At 70.0% G+C, this 13419-nt stretch carries 18 protein-coding genes; 10 read left to right on the top strand and 8 right to left on the bottom strand.

Going from position 1 to position 13419, the window contains the following annotated elements; translation table 11 throughout:
• The first annotated feature begins 17 nt into the window (after positions 1-17).
• Positions 18-380, top strand: coding sequence for a PH domain-containing protein (locus ACZ6TB_RS32685; protein WP_465560906.1), 363 nt, complete (start codon positions 18-20; stop codon positions 378-380).
• On the opposite strand, the gene ACZ6TB_RS32680 is transcribed toward ACZ6TB_RS32685, so the two are convergent.
• From ACZ6TB_RS32680 to ACZ6TB_RS32665, 4 genes are all read right to left on the bottom strand, one after another.
• The gene (locus ACZ6TB_RS32680) at positions 368-1108 is read right to left on the bottom strand and encodes a Type 1 glutamine amidotransferase-like domain-containing protein (RefSeq protein ID WP_465560903.1); all 741 of its coding nucleotides are present in this window, start codon (positions 1106-1108) and stop codon (positions 368-370) included. The genes ACZ6TB_RS32685 and ACZ6TB_RS32680 overlap by 13 nt on opposite strands.
• Positions 1105-1944 (bottom strand): nucleotidyltransferase domain-containing protein, encoded by an 840-nt coding sequence (locus tag ACZ6TB_RS32675; protein ID WP_465560900.1) that lies wholly within the window; start codon positions 1942-1944, stop codon positions 1105-1107. The genes ACZ6TB_RS32680 and ACZ6TB_RS32675 overlap by 4 nt, the downstream gene beginning before the upstream one ends.
• A 24-nt stretch (positions 1945-1968) precedes the next feature.
• Positions 1969-2733, bottom strand: coding sequence for a G5 domain-containing protein (locus ACZ6TB_RS32670; RefSeq protein WP_465560897.1), 765 nt, complete (start codon positions 2731-2733; stop codon positions 1969-1971).
• Between the two features lie 106 nt (positions 2734-2839).
• Positions 2840-3403 (bottom strand): NADPH-dependent FMN reductase, encoded by a 564-nt coding sequence (locus tag ACZ6TB_RS32665; RefSeq protein WP_465560894.1) that lies wholly within the window; start codon positions 3401-3403, stop codon positions 2840-2842.
• 65 nt (positions 3404-3468) lie between these two features.
• On the opposite strand from ACZ6TB_RS32665, the gene ACZ6TB_RS32660 reads away from it, so the two are divergent.
• The 3 genes from ACZ6TB_RS32660 (at position 3469) to ACZ6TB_RS32650 (ending at position 4857) form a co-directional block, all read left to right on the top strand.
• Positions 3469-3963, top strand: coding sequence for a MarR family winged helix-turn-helix transcriptional regulator (locus ACZ6TB_RS32660; protein ID WP_465560891.1), 495 nt, complete (start codon positions 3469-3471; stop codon positions 3961-3963).
• A gap of 68 nt (positions 3964-4031) precedes the next feature.
• Entirely contained in the window at positions 4032-4379 is a 348-nt protein-coding gene (locus ACZ6TB_RS32655; RefSeq protein ID WP_465560888.1) for an ArsR/SmtB family transcription factor, read from the top strand.
• Positions 4366-4857: an SRPBCC family protein gene (locus tag ACZ6TB_RS32650; protein WP_465560885.1), complete on the top strand. Its 492-nt coding sequence runs from the start codon at positions 4366-4368 to the stop codon at positions 4855-4857. Before ACZ6TB_RS32655 ends, ACZ6TB_RS32650 begins: the two co-directional genes overlap by 14 nt.
• 30 nt (positions 4858-4887) lie before the next feature.
• On the opposite strand, the gene ACZ6TB_RS32645 is transcribed toward ACZ6TB_RS32650, so the two are convergent.
• Entirely contained in the window at positions 4888-5481 is a 594-nt protein-coding gene (locus tag ACZ6TB_RS32645) for a TetR family transcriptional regulator C-terminal domain-containing protein (RefSeq protein ID WP_465560882.1), read from the bottom strand.
• Between the two features lie 67 nt (positions 5482-5548).
• On the opposite strand from ACZ6TB_RS32645, the gene ACZ6TB_RS32640 reads away from it, so the two are divergent.
• The 4 genes from ACZ6TB_RS32640 to ACZ6TB_RS32625 all read left to right on the top strand — a co-directional run bounded on the left by ACZ6TB_RS32640 (position 5549) and on the right by ACZ6TB_RS32625 (position 8087).
• Entirely contained in the window at positions 5549-6010 is a 462-nt protein-coding gene (locus ACZ6TB_RS32640) for a GNAT family N-acetyltransferase (RefSeq protein ID WP_465560879.1), read from the top strand.
• Positions 6011-7080: 1070 nt separating this feature from the next.
• Positions 7081-7575, top strand: a complete 495-nt coding sequence (locus tag ACZ6TB_RS32635; RefSeq protein WP_465560876.1) for a helix-turn-helix domain-containing protein — start codon at positions 7081-7083, stop codon at positions 7573-7575.
• Positions 7576-7668: 93 nt separating this feature from the next.
• On the top strand, positions 7669-7953 hold the full coding sequence (locus ACZ6TB_RS32630; RefSeq protein ID WP_465560873.1) for a hypothetical protein: 285 nt from the start codon (positions 7669-7671) through the stop codon (positions 7951-7953).
• Positions 7950-8087: a hypothetical protein gene (locus tag ACZ6TB_RS32625; RefSeq protein WP_465560870.1), complete on the top strand. Its 138-nt coding sequence runs from the start codon at positions 7950-7952 to the stop codon at positions 8085-8087. Before ACZ6TB_RS32630 ends, ACZ6TB_RS32625 begins: the two co-directional genes overlap by 4 nt.
• A gap of 31 nt (positions 8088-8118) precedes the next feature.
• Here the strand turns inward: ACZ6TB_RS32625 and ACZ6TB_RS32620 are convergent, their stop codons facing one another.
• The 3 genes from ACZ6TB_RS32620 to ychF form a co-directional block, all read right to left on the bottom strand.
• Positions 8119-8676, bottom strand: a complete 558-nt coding sequence (locus ACZ6TB_RS32620; RefSeq protein WP_465560867.1) for an exonuclease — start codon at positions 8674-8676, stop codon at positions 8119-8121.
• 81 nt (positions 8677-8757) lie between these two features.
• Positions 8758-9921 carry a DNA sulfur modification protein DndB gene (locus ACZ6TB_RS32615; RefSeq protein ID WP_465560864.1) on the bottom strand — a complete coding sequence of 388 codons (1164 nt, stop codon included), beginning with the start codon at positions 9919-9921 and terminating at the stop codon, positions 8758-8760.
• 204 nt (positions 9922-10125) lie between these two features.
• Positions 10126-11205: a redox-regulated ATPase YchF gene (ychF, locus tag ACZ6TB_RS32610; protein ID WP_465560860.1), complete on the bottom strand. Its 1080-nt coding sequence runs from the start codon at positions 11203-11205 to the stop codon at positions 10126-10128.
• A 100-nt stretch (positions 11206-11305) separates the two neighbouring features.
• On the opposite strand from ychF, the gene ACZ6TB_RS32605 reads away from it, so the two are divergent.
• The gene (locus ACZ6TB_RS32605) at positions 11306-12730 is read left to right on the top strand and encodes an AlkA N-terminal domain-containing protein (protein WP_465560858.1); all 1425 of its coding nucleotides are present in this window, start codon (positions 11306-11308) and stop codon (positions 12728-12730) included.
• A gap of 94 nt (positions 12731-12824) precedes the next feature.
• The gene (locus ACZ6TB_RS32600; RefSeq protein ID WP_465560855.1) at positions 12825-13319 is read left to right on the top strand and encodes a methylated-DNA--[protein]-cysteine S-methyltransferase; all 495 of its coding nucleotides are present in this window, start codon (positions 12825-12827) and stop codon (positions 13317-13319) included.
• Positions 13320-13419 lie beyond the last annotated feature (100 nt).

The following is a 13419-nucleotide window of genomic DNA, read 5'->3' as shown; positions in this document are numbered from 1 at the left end:
TCGCTAGGCTTCGCCCCATGAGCGACGTCATCTACGACAACAAGGGCCAGCTCCAGCAGGTTCAGAGCGGCCTGCTCGAGGGCGAGCAGATCATCGCCGTCTACGACGCGATCGGGGCCGGCACCGGGTTCATCGGGCTGACCAACCGGCGCGTCATCATCCAGGACAAGTCCTTCGTCGGTAAGCGCGTCGCGATCACGAGCATCCCGTACTCGAAGGTCAGCGCCGTCAGCGTGGTGAGCAACAAGAGCTGGGCCGGCGAGTTCTTCTCCTCGGGCACCATCGTCATCACGGTCGGCACGCACCAGTACGAGGTCGAGTTCCGCGGCGTGGAGAAGACCCAGCACGTGCACAACGTGATCCTGCACTACTCGTCGTAGTCGAGCACCCGGGTGGGCAGCGGGGTCTCGATCACCGTGCCGTCCGCTGCCCGCTTCAGCTCATATCCCTGGGGGCCCAGGCGGTCGGCCACCACCTCGACCAGCTCGGTGCCGCGGTAGAGCAGGCCGGCGCCGTCGTCGGTCGCGTAGCCGTCACCGAGCGTGCCCGCGGCGATCAGCTCGTGCATCTTCGGCCGGCGCTGCGCCTCGCCGTCGTAATGGACCCCGTTGCTGTACGGCAACCAGCCCAGCCCGTCGGTGAAACCGCGCAGGTCCGGCCCGTACGAGTCGGTGCTGCCGCCCTGGTGCCAGCAGATCGACCCGGCCGAGATCCCGGCCAGCACCACGCCCGCCTGCCAGGCCTCGTGCAGGATCTCGTCGAGGCGGTGCGCCCGCCAGACCGCGCACAGGTTGGCCACGCTCCCGCCCTCGACCCAGATGACGTCCTGGCTCAGCAGGTGTGCCCGCATGTCGGAGACGTTCGGCATCGGGAAGAGGGCGAGGTGCGAGGGCCGGAACCCGGTTCCCGAGAATGCCGCGTAACAGGCCCCGATCAGCGTTTGCGGGTCGCCTGTCGCCTGGGTGAGCACGCAGATCTTCGGCGCCGCCGAACCGGACAACTCGGCGGCGAACCGGAGCATCGGTCCGACATGGACGTCGTACGGCCCGCGGGGCCCGCGCCGGAACCCGGCGCTCGTGGCGAGGATGGTCGGCGCGTCGGCGGTCACCGCATCATCATGGCGCACGCGTCGGCGGTGTCGATCACGAGATCGGCCGCCGTGTCGATCGCGACAGTCAGGTGCAGCGGGTCGCCGTCGACCTGTCCGAAGGCCTCGTCCACCCGCTGCCGGAACCGCTCGGGCGCGCCCGGGATCGCGGCCGCCGCGGCGACCGCGCCCTTCTCGTTGATCAGCCAGCGGCCGGCGGCGCCGTGCAGCGCGTGTGCGCACACCCCGACCAGGCGGAACAGGCAACCGGCCACGTACGCGCTGTCGCCGCGCGAGACGGCCTTGCGGGCGACCGCCACCAGGAAGTCGCCCTCCCACAGCCCGGCGACCAGCGCCTCGGCCAGCTTCGGCGGGTAGACCCGGGCCCGGTCGCGGAGCTCGGTCAACTCCCCGGCCGGATCGGCCAGCACCCGGCCGAGGGCGAGCTCCCCCGCGTACGCGAAATCGGGAAATCCCAGCGGATGGCCCGCCTGGTGATGGAAGGCGTATCGCCCGCGCTCGCAGTCGGCCCAGACCGACCGCACCCGGCCGAGGTCGCGGTAGATCCAGTCCACCGCGTGCCCGTCGATCTTGAGCCAGCCGCCGCCGTCGACCCACGGACCCCAGCCGCCGGGCGCGGTGACCACGGCGGCCGGGCCGGCGATCGACTTGGCCAGCGCGTCGAGCCGGTCGACGTCGAGCGGCGAGCGGTAGTAGAGGCCGATGTCGGTGTCCGACTCCGGGGTGTGCGTGCCCCGGGCCCGGCTGCCGCCGAGCAGAACGCCGATCACGCCCGGCACCTCGGCCATCCGCGCGGCGAGCTCGTCCAGGCGGTCGTCGGTGAGTGCCCCCGTCACGGGTTCAGTCTTCCCCGCGGCCGGTCAGCAGGCCACCCCTTCGAGATAGCCGAGGTCGGCGTCGAGCACGAGATCGGGCAGCGTGGAGTCCTCCTCGCGACCGGCGCCCGGGCACACCGCCCGGCGACCGAGCGGGACGCAGAAGTTGAGGGCCTCGCCGCAGTTCTTGTCGCGGTGCTGCATGCCGCGGCGGGTGCCGTAGGCGACGACCCGGTGCTGCGGCTGGCGGGTGACCACCGCGTCGATCAGCTTGCGCTCGACCGGCCGGCCGTCCCGCAACGTCACCTGGTAGCGAAGGGTCTCCACGCCGGGGACGCCGGGCGTCCTCTCCTTCTCGGCGCCGCGCGGTAGCCCGGGATCGCGCACCACACGAGTCTCGAACGGGATCTCGCGCGTCTCGGTCTCGGTGCGGGTGGTCTCGACCGGGTCGGCCGACGGCTCTTCCGGCTGCGTGGCGGCCGCGGCGGCGGGCTCGGGAGCGGCGGACGACGGCGCCGGCGCCGGGACCGGGGCGGCCGCCTGGGCCGGCGCGACCTTGTCGCGGCGAAGGGGCGCCGCGGCGTGCGGCTTCGTGGCGGCGAGGCGGGAAGCGGGATCGGCCGCGGCGGCCGGCGGGGCCGCGGCGTCGCCGACCTGGGTCACGATCCGGGGTCCGGCCTGGTCGCCGCCGCCCCCGGTCAACGTGGCGATCCCGGCGACGCCGCCGCTCAGGACCACCAGCGTCGCGCTTGCGCCGGCCGCCATCCGTACGCCGAACGGCAGCCGGGCCCACCAAGACTTTCGTGGCATTTCAAGCAATTGCTGCAAAGAGTCACTAGTTGTCTGGTTTTGCACCCCAGCATTGTGCCGGGCGAGGCCCGGGATGCAAGCAACCCGGGCCTCGCGGGCGAGCCGATCAAGCGGGGTTGCGAACCGTCTCGAGCGCCTTGCTCCAGGCCACGACCTGGTCGATCACGGTGTGCAGGGCCTGCTCCTGGTACTCCTTGGGCAGGAAGACGCTGTAGTTCTCGAAGTCCTGGGCCAACGAGAGGAGGACCTGAGCGCGTACGTCCGCGATCATCAGCTCTCCGGCGATCAGCCGCAGGTGCTCGACGGCGCGCGCGCCACCGACCGAGCCGTATCCGACGAAGCCGGCGGCCTTGTTGTTCCACTCGGCGAACAGGAAGTCGATCGCGTTCTTGAGCGCGCCCGAGGTGGAGTGGTTGTACTCGGGCGTGACGAAGATGAAGCCGTCGAGCGAGGCGATCTTCTTGGCCCACTCGAGGGTGTGCGGCTGGGTGTACTGCCCCATCGACGGCGGCACCGCCTCGTCCAGGTGCGGCAGGTTGTAGTCGAGCAGGTCGACCAGCTCGAACTCGGCGTCGGTGCGCTTGGCCGCGACGTCGAGCACCCACTTGGCGACGGCCTCGCCGTTCCGGCCCGGGCGGGTGCTGCCGAGAATAATGCCGATCTTGGTCATCGAGCTCTCCGATTCATTGTTGCGTCAAACAAATAATGCGGCGCCGTCGTCGTAGGATCAATGTCATGTCCGCCACAACGCCCGACGGGGTGGCTCCCCCCTCGGTGGCTCCGCTCTCCGTTGCTCCGCTGACCGCGGAGGAGGAGGCGGTGATGCGTGCCCTCGGCCGCCTCATGCTGGTGCTCCCGCGTGCCCTCAACGCCGATCTGGAGCAGGGGCAGCGCATGACGGCCAGCGAGTACAGCGTGCTGCGCCACCTCTCCGAGTCACAGTGCGGCCTGATGCGGATGAGCGAGCTCGCCCAGGCCTGCGACATGTCGCTGAGCGGCATGACCCGGCTCGCCGCCAAGCTGGAGAGCAACGGCTACATCAAGCGCATCAAGTGCGACTCGGATGCCCGCGGCTGGAACGCCGTGCTCACCGAGAAGGGGCTGGCCCGCCTCCGAGAGGCCTGGCCCACCCACCTGGAGAGCGTCCGGCGGCACATCTTCGACCACCTCGGCGAGCTCGACCTGTCGGCGCTGGCCAAGGCGCTCAACTCGATCGCCGCCGACTCCTGATCCGCTTTTGGTCCGCTGCCTCGTTTTCGCGCCTTGACGTATTCCGTTATGGGTATACGATTACTCCCATGGCACGAGCGGCAACGACGACGGACGCGTTCAACGCGGTGGCCGAGCCCCGGCGCCGGCAGATCCTCGACCTGCTGGCCCAGGGCGAGCGACCGGTCAACGACCTGGTCGCGCTCCTCGGTCTCGCCCAGCCCCAGGTCTCCAAGCACCTGCGCGTGCTGCGCGAGGTCGACCTGGTGCGCGTCCGCGACGAGGGCCGGCAGCGGCTCTACCGGCTGAACGCCGAGCCGCTGCGCCCGATCCACGACTGGCTCACCAAGTACGAGCAGGCGTGGACCGAACGTTTCGACCTGATGGACACCGTCCTGGCGGAACTCAAAGAGGAGGAATCTCATGGCGACGACTAACGGCACGGCCAAGGTGACGCTCCCGGCCGACACCCAGATCCTGATCACCCGAGAGTTCGACGCGCCCCGGCACCTGGTCTGGCGCGCCTACACCGAGCCGGAGCTGGTCAAGCGCTGGTGGGGCGGCAAGAGGGGCCAGGTCACCAGCGTCGAGGTCGACCTGCGGGTCGGCGGTTCCTGGCGGTACGTGATGACCGCCAACGGCGGCTTCGAGGTGGCCTTCCACGGGGAGTTCCGCGAGGTCGCGGCCCCCGAGCGGCTGGTCAACACCGAGGCCTTCGAGGGCGTCCCCGACCCGGACGGCACCGCCGGCCTGGTCACCGTGACGCTGGTCGAGAAGGACGGGCAGACGTACTTCGAGGCCCTGTGCGAGTACCACTCCCAGGAGATCCGCGACGCGGTCATCAACTCGGGGATGGAGAGCGGCATGCAGGAGTCGTACGACGCCCTCGAGGAGGTCGCCGTCTCCCTGGCCTGACCTGTCTTGCGGTGCAGCCGGCCGGTCGCTTCAGCGGCCGGCCAGGCCGTAGGACTCCAGCGCGGCGTCGAGCATCCGCTCCTGGGCCGCCGCCGGGTAGGCCGCGGGATCGGCCGCCGCGAAGGCCGCCGCCCCCTCCACCATCGCGCTCAGCGCGAGCGCCACCGTGGACACCCGGCCGGCCGCCCACTCCGGCGCCGCGGCGCCGACCAGGCGTTCCAGCCGCTCCCGCCAGAGCCGGTTGTTCCGCCGGTGAATCTCGATCAGCTCGTCGTCGGCGAACGCCGCGGCCAGGAAGCCGATCCACACCACGCTCCCGCTGATCGACTCCTCGTCGATCGCGAGCCCCTGCCGCAGCACCGACCGCAGGGCCTCATGCGGCGACCGGGCCGCCGCCTCCAGCGCCTCGACCCGCCGGCGACTCGTCTCGTGCAGCAGCTCGCGCGCGTGCCGCAGCAACGCCCGTCGGTGGGGGAACCGGTGCATGACGAGGCCGGTCGTGCAGCCGGCCGCCGACGCCACGGCCCGCACCGTCAACCGCTCGAGACCCTGCTCGGCCAGCACCTCCCACACCGCCCGGGACAGCGCCTCCTCCTGGGCCGGCCGATTCGCCGTACGTGACACGAGTCTCTCCCTCCCCGATCCGTAACGGATGTTACCGTAACGCCTGTTACGAAGAGAGGGGCGCGGCATGTGGACGATCGAGGAACGCGCCTGGGACGACCCGGCCGGCGAGGCGCTGCGCACGGCCCAGCGCGCCGAACTGGACGCGCGCTACGGCAGCGACGATCACGAGCCCGGCGCCGCGCCCTCGGCCGCCGACATCGACGTCTTCCTGGTCGCGATCGCCGAGGGCCGGCCGGTCGGGTGCGGCGCCCTCCGCCGGCTCGACGCGACCAGCGCCGAGGTCAAGCGGATGTACGTCGAGCCCGGCAGCCGCGGTTCGGGGGTGGCGACCGCGGTGCTGCGCGCCCTCGAGCAGAAGGCCCGGGACCGGGGCTGGACCACCGTGCGCCTGGAGACGGGGTCGGCCCAGCCCGACGCGATCCGCTTCTACGAGCGCGAGGGCTATCGGCAGATCCCGCTCTACGGGGTCTACGAGGACTCGGATCTGTCCGTCTGCTACGAGCGGGACCTCGTCGGGAAACAATAGGAACCGCGGGAGGGCCCTTACGACGTACATCCTCAACCATCACCGTGCGTGAGGACCTCCGCCCGAGATTTCCGAAATTTCGCCCGAATGCCGCATCGCGGCTTTGAGGGCTTGACTCCCGGTAAATGGCGAAGCGGTTGCGTGTCACTACGGGTCTCGGGAAATGGCGTCGTCGCATTTTTCGGGCACCTGGTGAGAAGATCAACGAGCCATTCACCAGAAATGCCCGACAACCGTCGGTACAAAAGAAATACGAATCGTCGCGGGAACGCCGCGACCGGCGGCCGGCCGGGTCCTCCGAACAGGTGAATCAAGATCCGGCCCGGCGTTCCCCGTCGTTTCGCGACGTTTCGCATCGGCGTATCCCGCGGTGATCATCCGCCGCTCCGAACCGACCGCGCCGCCTGCGAACACCCTTCGCCGGTTTCGAGGTGTTGCCATGGGGTGGCACATCTCGTCCGCCGGGGCACACGCTCACGTAGCGCGGCACCCGCACCACCTGTCCCGGGCCTAGTCACGAGCCCACGGCCCGGGTAGGGTACGGATCGCGTTCCGCCCGATGGAGTCCGGTTGGTCCTGGACCCCGCATCGGCGACAGCAATGACCGGAAAGCGGCTGTGGTGGCGGTCTTCCCGGTCGAGATCAAGGGGTCGGCGAGCTCTCGCCGGCCCCTTTTTCGTCCATTCTCGAAATGCGTGAACAATCCATGATCGTGAAACCGATTCGCGATCATTTTGCCGGGCCGCGCACCAAACCGACCCCCATGCGACCACTTGATCGGGGCAACTCTGCGTGCTGGAATCGGATCCACGGCGACGCGGCCTTGATCACCACCAGGGCCCGCCGCTCTTCACCAGAGATCTTTTCTCGGGGTCCAGGACCAATTGCAGATGGAAGGAACCATCGTCCGTGTTCACTGACATCAACCAACCCACTCCCCCGGAGTGGTGGGACCCGCGGCCGGCAACCGTGCGTTACCACCGACCCGGCTGGGGCGCCGTCGTCCTTCTCCTCGTCATCGCCGGCGGCACGCTTCTGTGGAGCCGTCGCGGCCGCCCGGACGGTGTGGCATGACCGCCGCCGCCCCGCGGTGGGGCGGAGCGCTCGGTCAGCGGCGCCGTCCCGTCTCCCGCGACGCCACCAGTGGCCCGACCGCGCTCCCCCAGCGCGACCACGAGATGACCCGGCTCCGGGCCAAGCTCATGAACCCCGAGGCCGCGTACGGCGACCTGATCGAACGCCTCAACTACGCCGTGGTCCAGGCGGGCAAGCCGTCGCTGAGCGCGCTCGGCAAGCAGGTCGACTACAGCAAGGCCACGCTGTCCAAGGTCCTCACCGGCAAGGCGATGCCGTCCTGGGTGCTGGTCCGCCGCCTGGCCGAGCACTTCCAGGTCCCGCCCGCGGTGGTCCAGGAGTGGTACACGCTGTGGACCGCCGCCAACATGCACGGCCGCCGAGCCGTGCCGATCCGCCGTCCCGAGATCGCTCCGGACCCCACCAACCGCTGCCCCCACTGCGGCAACTGGGTCGTCGACCAGACCACCCTGCTGCAAAACCCAGCCTGACACCCGCCCCCGAAATAAGGCGCCGGCCCTTTTCCCCAGAGAGGGCCGGCGCCTTGGGGCGCCGCCTCAACGGTGCGTGGTACCTCTGGACGCATGCCGCTCCGCAGTTACTCAGACGTGCCCAATCGGATCGTGCGCCTGTTCTTGCAGGACGCCGGTCGCCAGTACGACCTCAACCGCGGACTTCCACCGTTCCGGCGGCTGACCGCCCCGTTGACCGCCCGGTTCGGCGGCAACTGCGCCTACTGCGGCCTGGCGGAGCCTCTGGTGGAGGAGCACCTCATCCCGATCAATCGGAAGGACGTCGGGTTGCGCGTGGGGCAACGTCGTTCCAGCCTGCAAGACGTGCAACGACATCAAGTTACGCCCCCGAAGTGACCGAGCTGAGGATCGTGCTGGAGAAGCTCTACGAGCTCGCCGATCGCCAAACCCGCGCGCTGGTGGAGTTCGGCCTGGTCGCCTCACGGCCGTATCTCGCCGGGATGCACAACCCGCCTCTGTCAGTCTCGTAGGAGGCTCGCAGGATCCGCTCGGCTCGGGCCGTCAGGCGCCGGAGCGGGCCGCCCGCCGCATGGCGAACCACAGTTCGCCCTGCTCGATCGCGTCGTCGAGGGCCACGTGGGTGTGCCGGGCCGGCCCGAACCAGTCGCGCGGCATGGTGCGCTTGGCGGTGCCCCGGAAGTCGGTGCCGAGCACCGCCATCGCGAACGACTTCAGGTCGAGGGCGGAGTGCGAGAACGGGCTGCCGCCGGTGAACCGGACGAGATACCAATAGACGAACATGAAGTCGTACGCCGCCGGATAGCCCACGAAGACCGGCTTGCCCGGCAGCGCCTCGAGCCACGCCCGGTACTCGCTCATCGCCTCACCGGGATCGCGCGGATCGGAGCGGGATGCCCGCCACGCGTCCGGGTTCTCGGCCCACCAGGCCATCGTGTCCGGGTCCGCGATCGCCTCGGGCAGCGTCGCGAGGTTCGCGCTGTAGGTGCCGACCATCGTGCCCTCGGCATCGAACGCGGCGGACGCGAAGCTCAGCAGCGAGTAACGCCCCGGAATCGGGCCGTCCGCCTCGATGTCAGTGCTCACATAGATCTCGGCCACGCGCGGAAAGTAGCCGATCGACGGCTCACCGGCCCAGCCATTAAAGATGGCGCCGGCCCCCGAGGAGGGCCGGCGCACGGATCAGCTCATGGCCGGAGACAGGCCGCGGATGCGGTGGAAGCCCGGATCCCGGTCGTCCCGCAGGGCGCGGAATGTGGCGTGCCCCGCCTCTTTGCCCGAGGCGACGCTGAACACGCCGGCCGCGCTGAACTTGCCGGCGATGCCGTTCCATCTTTCGCTCACCGACCAGTCCGGCACCGAGGCGAGGGCGGATTTCGCCGCCAGCTGCTCGTCCACATTGCCGTCGTAGAACGGCCGGCCGAGCGCTCCCAGGGCGGCGATGACCGGCGCCGACCGCAGAACGCGGCCCTTGTCCCGGAAGTTCTCGACTCCGATGGTGGTGAACACATGGCCGAGCCAGGTGCCGGCGGCATCGGCGAGCCGGTCGAAGTCCACCCGTCTGCCGTCGACCTCCTCCGGGATGGAGCCACCGCCGTACGTCACCGCGCTGATGCCCCGCGCGACGCCGGCGACCATGCCGCGCGCGGCGACCACGGTCATCACCTTGTTGCTGTTGACCTTGATCTGGCGGGACTCCTCCTCGAGGCGAACGCCCAGTCCCGAGAAGACCTGGCGAGTGACGCGCATCCACGGGTCGGCGTAGTCGTGGCCGAGCAGAAGCGAGGCGTTGATGCCGACCCCGAGGCCGTTGATGTCCCGGAAATGCTGGGCGGCGACCAGCGGCTCGATCCCGTCGTAGATGTTGATGAAGATGGGGATGTCCAACAGCTCGGACCGCCGCTGCGGATCGTCCTCTTTCTCGATCATCAACTCGAGCGCGTACCCGCGGGACTCCCCGTCGAGACAGAACCCGCGGTTGGTGGGGTCCACCCCGAACTCCCGCACCGTGTTCCGGCGGTAGTCACCGTCGTGCTCGAGTTTCTTCGGCAGCCAGATGGTGAAGTTCCAGACGGGCCCGGTCCAGACCCCGTCCTCCAGCCGGCGCTCGATGTATTCCGGGAGCTTGTTCTTGGCGTTCGCGCCCTTGGCTCCGCTCATGTCGCGCTGCACCAGATCGCGCACGGCGGAGATCTCCTCCACGGCGTGTCTGTAGTACGGCGACGGCTTCTTGGCGATCAGCTCCCCGATGGGAACAGTGAGCGACTGCAGGTCGCGAACCGTGGCCGTGGTGGTCTTCGGCCCGTTCTCGCCCGCCGCCATCGCCGTGATCTTCGTGTTAATCACGCGGCTTGCCCTTCAAAGGCAGCGGCGTCGCGCGTTAACCTGTCATTGCTGAAGTGAAGGAGTGGCGCGCGTCGCCGCTTGGATGAAGGCTTCGCACCAGCCGGTGCGGAGCCTTCATCAGCAAATCCCTCGAGCTTTGCCTGGTCAAGCCCGGGGCAGCCCCGAGCCACCGAATTCACCCGCTCGAGCTGCCCTCGGCGCGACTCAGACGTTGAAGCGGAACTCCACGACGTCCCCGTCCTTCATCACGTAGTCCTTGCCCTCCATGCGGACCTTGCCGGCCGCCTTGGCGGCTGCCATCGAGCCCGCGGCCATCAGGTCGTCGTAGCTGACGATCTCGGCCTTGATGAAGCCGCGCTGGAAGTCGCTGTGGATGACGCCCGCCGCCTCGGGGGCCGTCGCGCCGGTCGGGATCACCCAGGCGCGCGCCTCCTTCGGGCCCGCGGTCAGGTAGGTCTGCAGGCCCAGCGTGTCGAAGCCGACCCGGATCAGCTGATTGAGGCCCGGCTCGGTCTGGCCGGTCGACTCCAGCAGCTCCATCGCCTCGTCCGGCGGCAGGTCGATCAGCTCGGACTCGATCTTCGCGTCCATGAAGACGGCGTCGGCCGGTGCGACCAGGGCGCGCAGCTCGTCGAGGAACGCCGCGTTGCCCAGCTCGGCCTCGTCGACGTTGAACACGTACAGGAACGGCTTGATGGTCAGCAGGTGCAGCTCGGCGAGCAGGTCGAGGTCGATGCCCTGGCCGCCGGAGTACAGCGTCGCGCCGTCGTTGAGCACCTTGAACGCGGCCTCGGCCGCGGCCACCACGGACGCGCGGTCCTTCTTGAGCTTCGCCTCCTTCTGGAGGCGGGGCAGCGCCTTCTCGACCGTCTGGAGGTCGGCCAGGATCAGCTCGGTGTTGATCGTCTCGATGTCGTCGGCGGGCGAGATCTTGCCGTCGACGTGCAGCACGTTCGGGTCCGAGAACGCGCGCACGACCTGGCAGATCGCCGAGGCGTCGCGGATGTTCGCGAGGAACGCGTTGCCGCGGCCCTGACCCTTGGACGCGCCCCGCACCAGGCCGGCGATGTCGACGAAGCTCACCGGCGCCGGGATGATCTTCTCGCTGCTGAACAGCTCGGCGAGCTTCTCCAGGCGCTCGTCGGGCAGCCCGACGACCCCGACGTTCGGCTCGATCGTCGCGAACGGGTAGTTCGCCGCGAGCACGTCGTTCTTGGTCAGGGCGTTGAACAGGGTGCTCTTGCCAACGTTGGGCAGGCCGACGATTCCGATGGTGAGGCTCACGGAAGCCCAGTCTACGCACTGCCCAGGGACGCGCCCGGAGCTGACGGTCATGTCCGAATCCCGCCAGCCATTTTCCCCGGGACGCAGCAGACTCAACGGCATGGAACTGGACTTCGAACGGTGCTACCGGGCCGTGGACAGCCGGGACCAGCGGTTCGACGGCTGGTTCTACACCGCGGTGACCAGCACCGGCATCTACTGCCGCCCGTCCTGCCCGGCCATGACCCCGAAACGGGAGAACGTCACGTTCTTCCCCAGCGCGGCCGCCGCTCAGCGGGGCGGCTTCCGCGCCTGCAAGCGCTGCCGGCCGGACGCCGCGCCCGGCTCGCCCGAGTGGGACGTCCGGGCCGACCTGGTCGGCCGGGCCATGCGGCTGATCGGCGACGGCGTGGTCGACCGCGAGGGCGTGCCGGGCCTGGCCACCCGCCTCGGCTACACCGAGCGCCACCTCAACCGGATGCTCACGGCCGAGCTCGGCGCGGGACCTCTCGCGCTGGCCCGGGCGCAACGGGCGCAGACCGCGCGCATCCTCACCGAGACCACCGACCTCGGGCTCGCGGAGATCGCTTTCGCGTCCGGTTTCGGCAGCGTGCGGCAATTCAACGACACCATGCAGGAGGTGTACGCGCAGACGCCGAGCCAGCTGCGGGAACACCGCCCGATCAAGCACGCCGAGCCGGGCACGATCAGTCTGCGGCTCGCCTACCGGTCTCCGCTGCACGTCCCGGCGCTGCTCGACTTCCTCGAACGACGGGCACTTCCGGGCGTCGAGGAACGGTCGGGTGACACGTACCGGCGCGGTCTGGTGTTGCCGCATGGGAGCGCGACCGTCGCGCTCACCCCGGCCGACCGCTGGGTCTCCGCGACGCTGCGGCTGAGTGACGTGCGCGACCTCGCGCCGGCCGTGGCCCGCTGCCGGCGGCTCTTCGATCTGGATGCCGACCCCGATGCCGTAGATGCCACGCTGGGTGCGGATCCCGCGCTGAGCGATTCGATCAACACCGAGCCGGGCGTACGCGTGCCGCGGGCGGTCGACGGTTTCGAGGTGGCCGTGCGAGCGGTCGTCGGGCAGCAGGTGAGCGTGTCCGGCGCCCGCACGACGCTGACCCGGATGATCCGCGCGGCCGGTGGCTTCGACGGCGCCGACCTGGTCGGGTTCCCCGCCGCCCGGGCGATCGCCGAGCTGCCGGACTCGGCGTTCGGCATGCCGGCCGCGCGCCGCGAGACGATCCGCCAGCTGGCCTCGGCCGTGGCCGACGGCAAGATCGACCTGGAGCCGGGCGCCGACCGCGAGGAGTCGATGGCGCGGCTGATGGAGGTGCCCGGGATCGGCGCCTGGACCGCCGGTTACGTGGCGATGCGGGCGATCGGCGACCCGGACGTGTTCCTGCCGACCGACGTGGCCGTGCGCCGGGGCGCCGCGGCGCTCGGGCTGCCCTCGACGCCGAAAGCCTTGGAGAAGCACGCCGAGCGCTGGCGGCCGTGGCGCTCGTACGCGCTGATCCGCTTGTGGCGGGCGTCCTGACGCTGGTTATCCACAGGCTCCAAGAAAGTCGCACGCGGCCGGCCGCGAAAGGCCAGGCTGTGTCCCTGCCCCCCGATCGCCGTTGGAGGACGAAATGTTGAAGTACCAGACCATGGAGACCCCGGCCGGCCCGCTGACCATCGTGGTGGGCGATGCGGGTGGCGTGCGCGCCACGGGCTTCACCGACGACGTGGGCGAGCTGCTGCCCCTCATCCATCGGGCCCTGCTCGAGCCGGCCGAGGCCGCCGCCGACATCGGCCCGGTCACCGAGCACGTGCGCTCCTATTTCGACGGCGACCTGACCGCCCTCGATCGGGTGGTCGTCGAGCAGCGCACGGGCGGCGAGTTCATGGCCCACGCCTGGCGCGTGATGCGCGACATCAAGCCCGGCAGCCCCGTGACCTACACCGAGTTCGCCGACCTGGCCGGCCGCCCGGCCGCCATCCGCGGCGCCGCCTCGGCCTGCGCCCGCAACCCGGTGGCCCTGTTCACGCCGTGCCACCGGGTGCTCCGCCTCGACGGCTCTCTCGGCGGCTACCGCTGGGGCCTGCCGGTGAAACGCTGGTTGCTCGACTTCGAGGCGGCGTGAGCGTCTCTCCCGGCGAGCACCCATCGTCGCGAGCACCCGTCGTCGAAGTGGCCCATCGCGGGATATTGCCGGGCTCACGCGGGAGTACGCCCGTAGCATT

The sequence above is a fragment of the Actinoplanes sp. NPDC051537 genome, from assembly GCF_055586105.1.
This window is presented reverse-complemented; position numbering and strand designations above follow the sequence as displayed.

Excerpts from the sequence above, each read along its gene's own strand:
- ACZ6TB_RS32650 (WP_465560885.1), top strand. The coding sequence starts at position 4,366 with ATGGCGACGACTAACGGCACGGCCAAGGTGACGCTCCCGGCCGACACC.
- ACZ6TB_RS32640 (WP_465560879.1), top strand. The coding sequence starts at position 5,549 with ATGTGGACGATCGAGGAACGCGCCTGGGACGACCCGGCCGGCGAGGCG.
- ACZ6TB_RS32685 (WP_465560906.1), top strand. The coding sequence starts at position 18 with ATGAGCGACGTCATCTACGACAACAAGGGCCAGCTCCAGCAGGTTCAG.
- ACZ6TB_RS32660 (WP_465560891.1), top strand. The coding sequence starts at position 3,469 with ATGTCCGCCACAACGCCCGACGGGGTGGCTCCCCCCTCGGTGGCTCCG.
- ACZ6TB_RS32670 (WP_465560897.1), bottom strand. The coding sequence starts at position 2,733 with ATGCCACGAAAGTCTTGGTGGGCCCGGCTGCCGTTCGGCGTACGGATG.
- ACZ6TB_RS32635 (WP_465560876.1), top strand. The coding sequence starts at position 7,081 with ATGACCGCCGCCGCCCCGCGGTGGGGCGGAGCGCTCGGTCAGCGGCGC.
- ACZ6TB_RS32605 (WP_465560858.1), top strand. The coding sequence starts at position 11,306 with ATGGAACTGGACTTCGAACGGTGCTACCGGGCCGTGGACAGCCGGGAC.
- ACZ6TB_RS32630 (WP_465560873.1), top strand. The coding sequence starts at position 7,669 with ATGCCGCTCCGCAGTTACTCAGACGTGCCCAATCGGATCGTGCGCCTG.
- ACZ6TB_RS32600 (WP_465560855.1), top strand. The coding sequence starts at position 12,825 with ATGTTGAAGTACCAGACCATGGAGACCCCGGCCGGCCCGCTGACCATC.
- ACZ6TB_RS32665 (WP_465560894.1), bottom strand. The coding sequence starts at position 3,403 with ATGACCAAGATCGGCATTATTCTCGGCAGCACCCGCCCGGGCCGGAAC.
- ACZ6TB_RS32655 (WP_465560888.1), top strand. The coding sequence starts at position 4,032 with ATGGCACGAGCGGCAACGACGACGGACGCGTTCAACGCGGTGGCCGAG.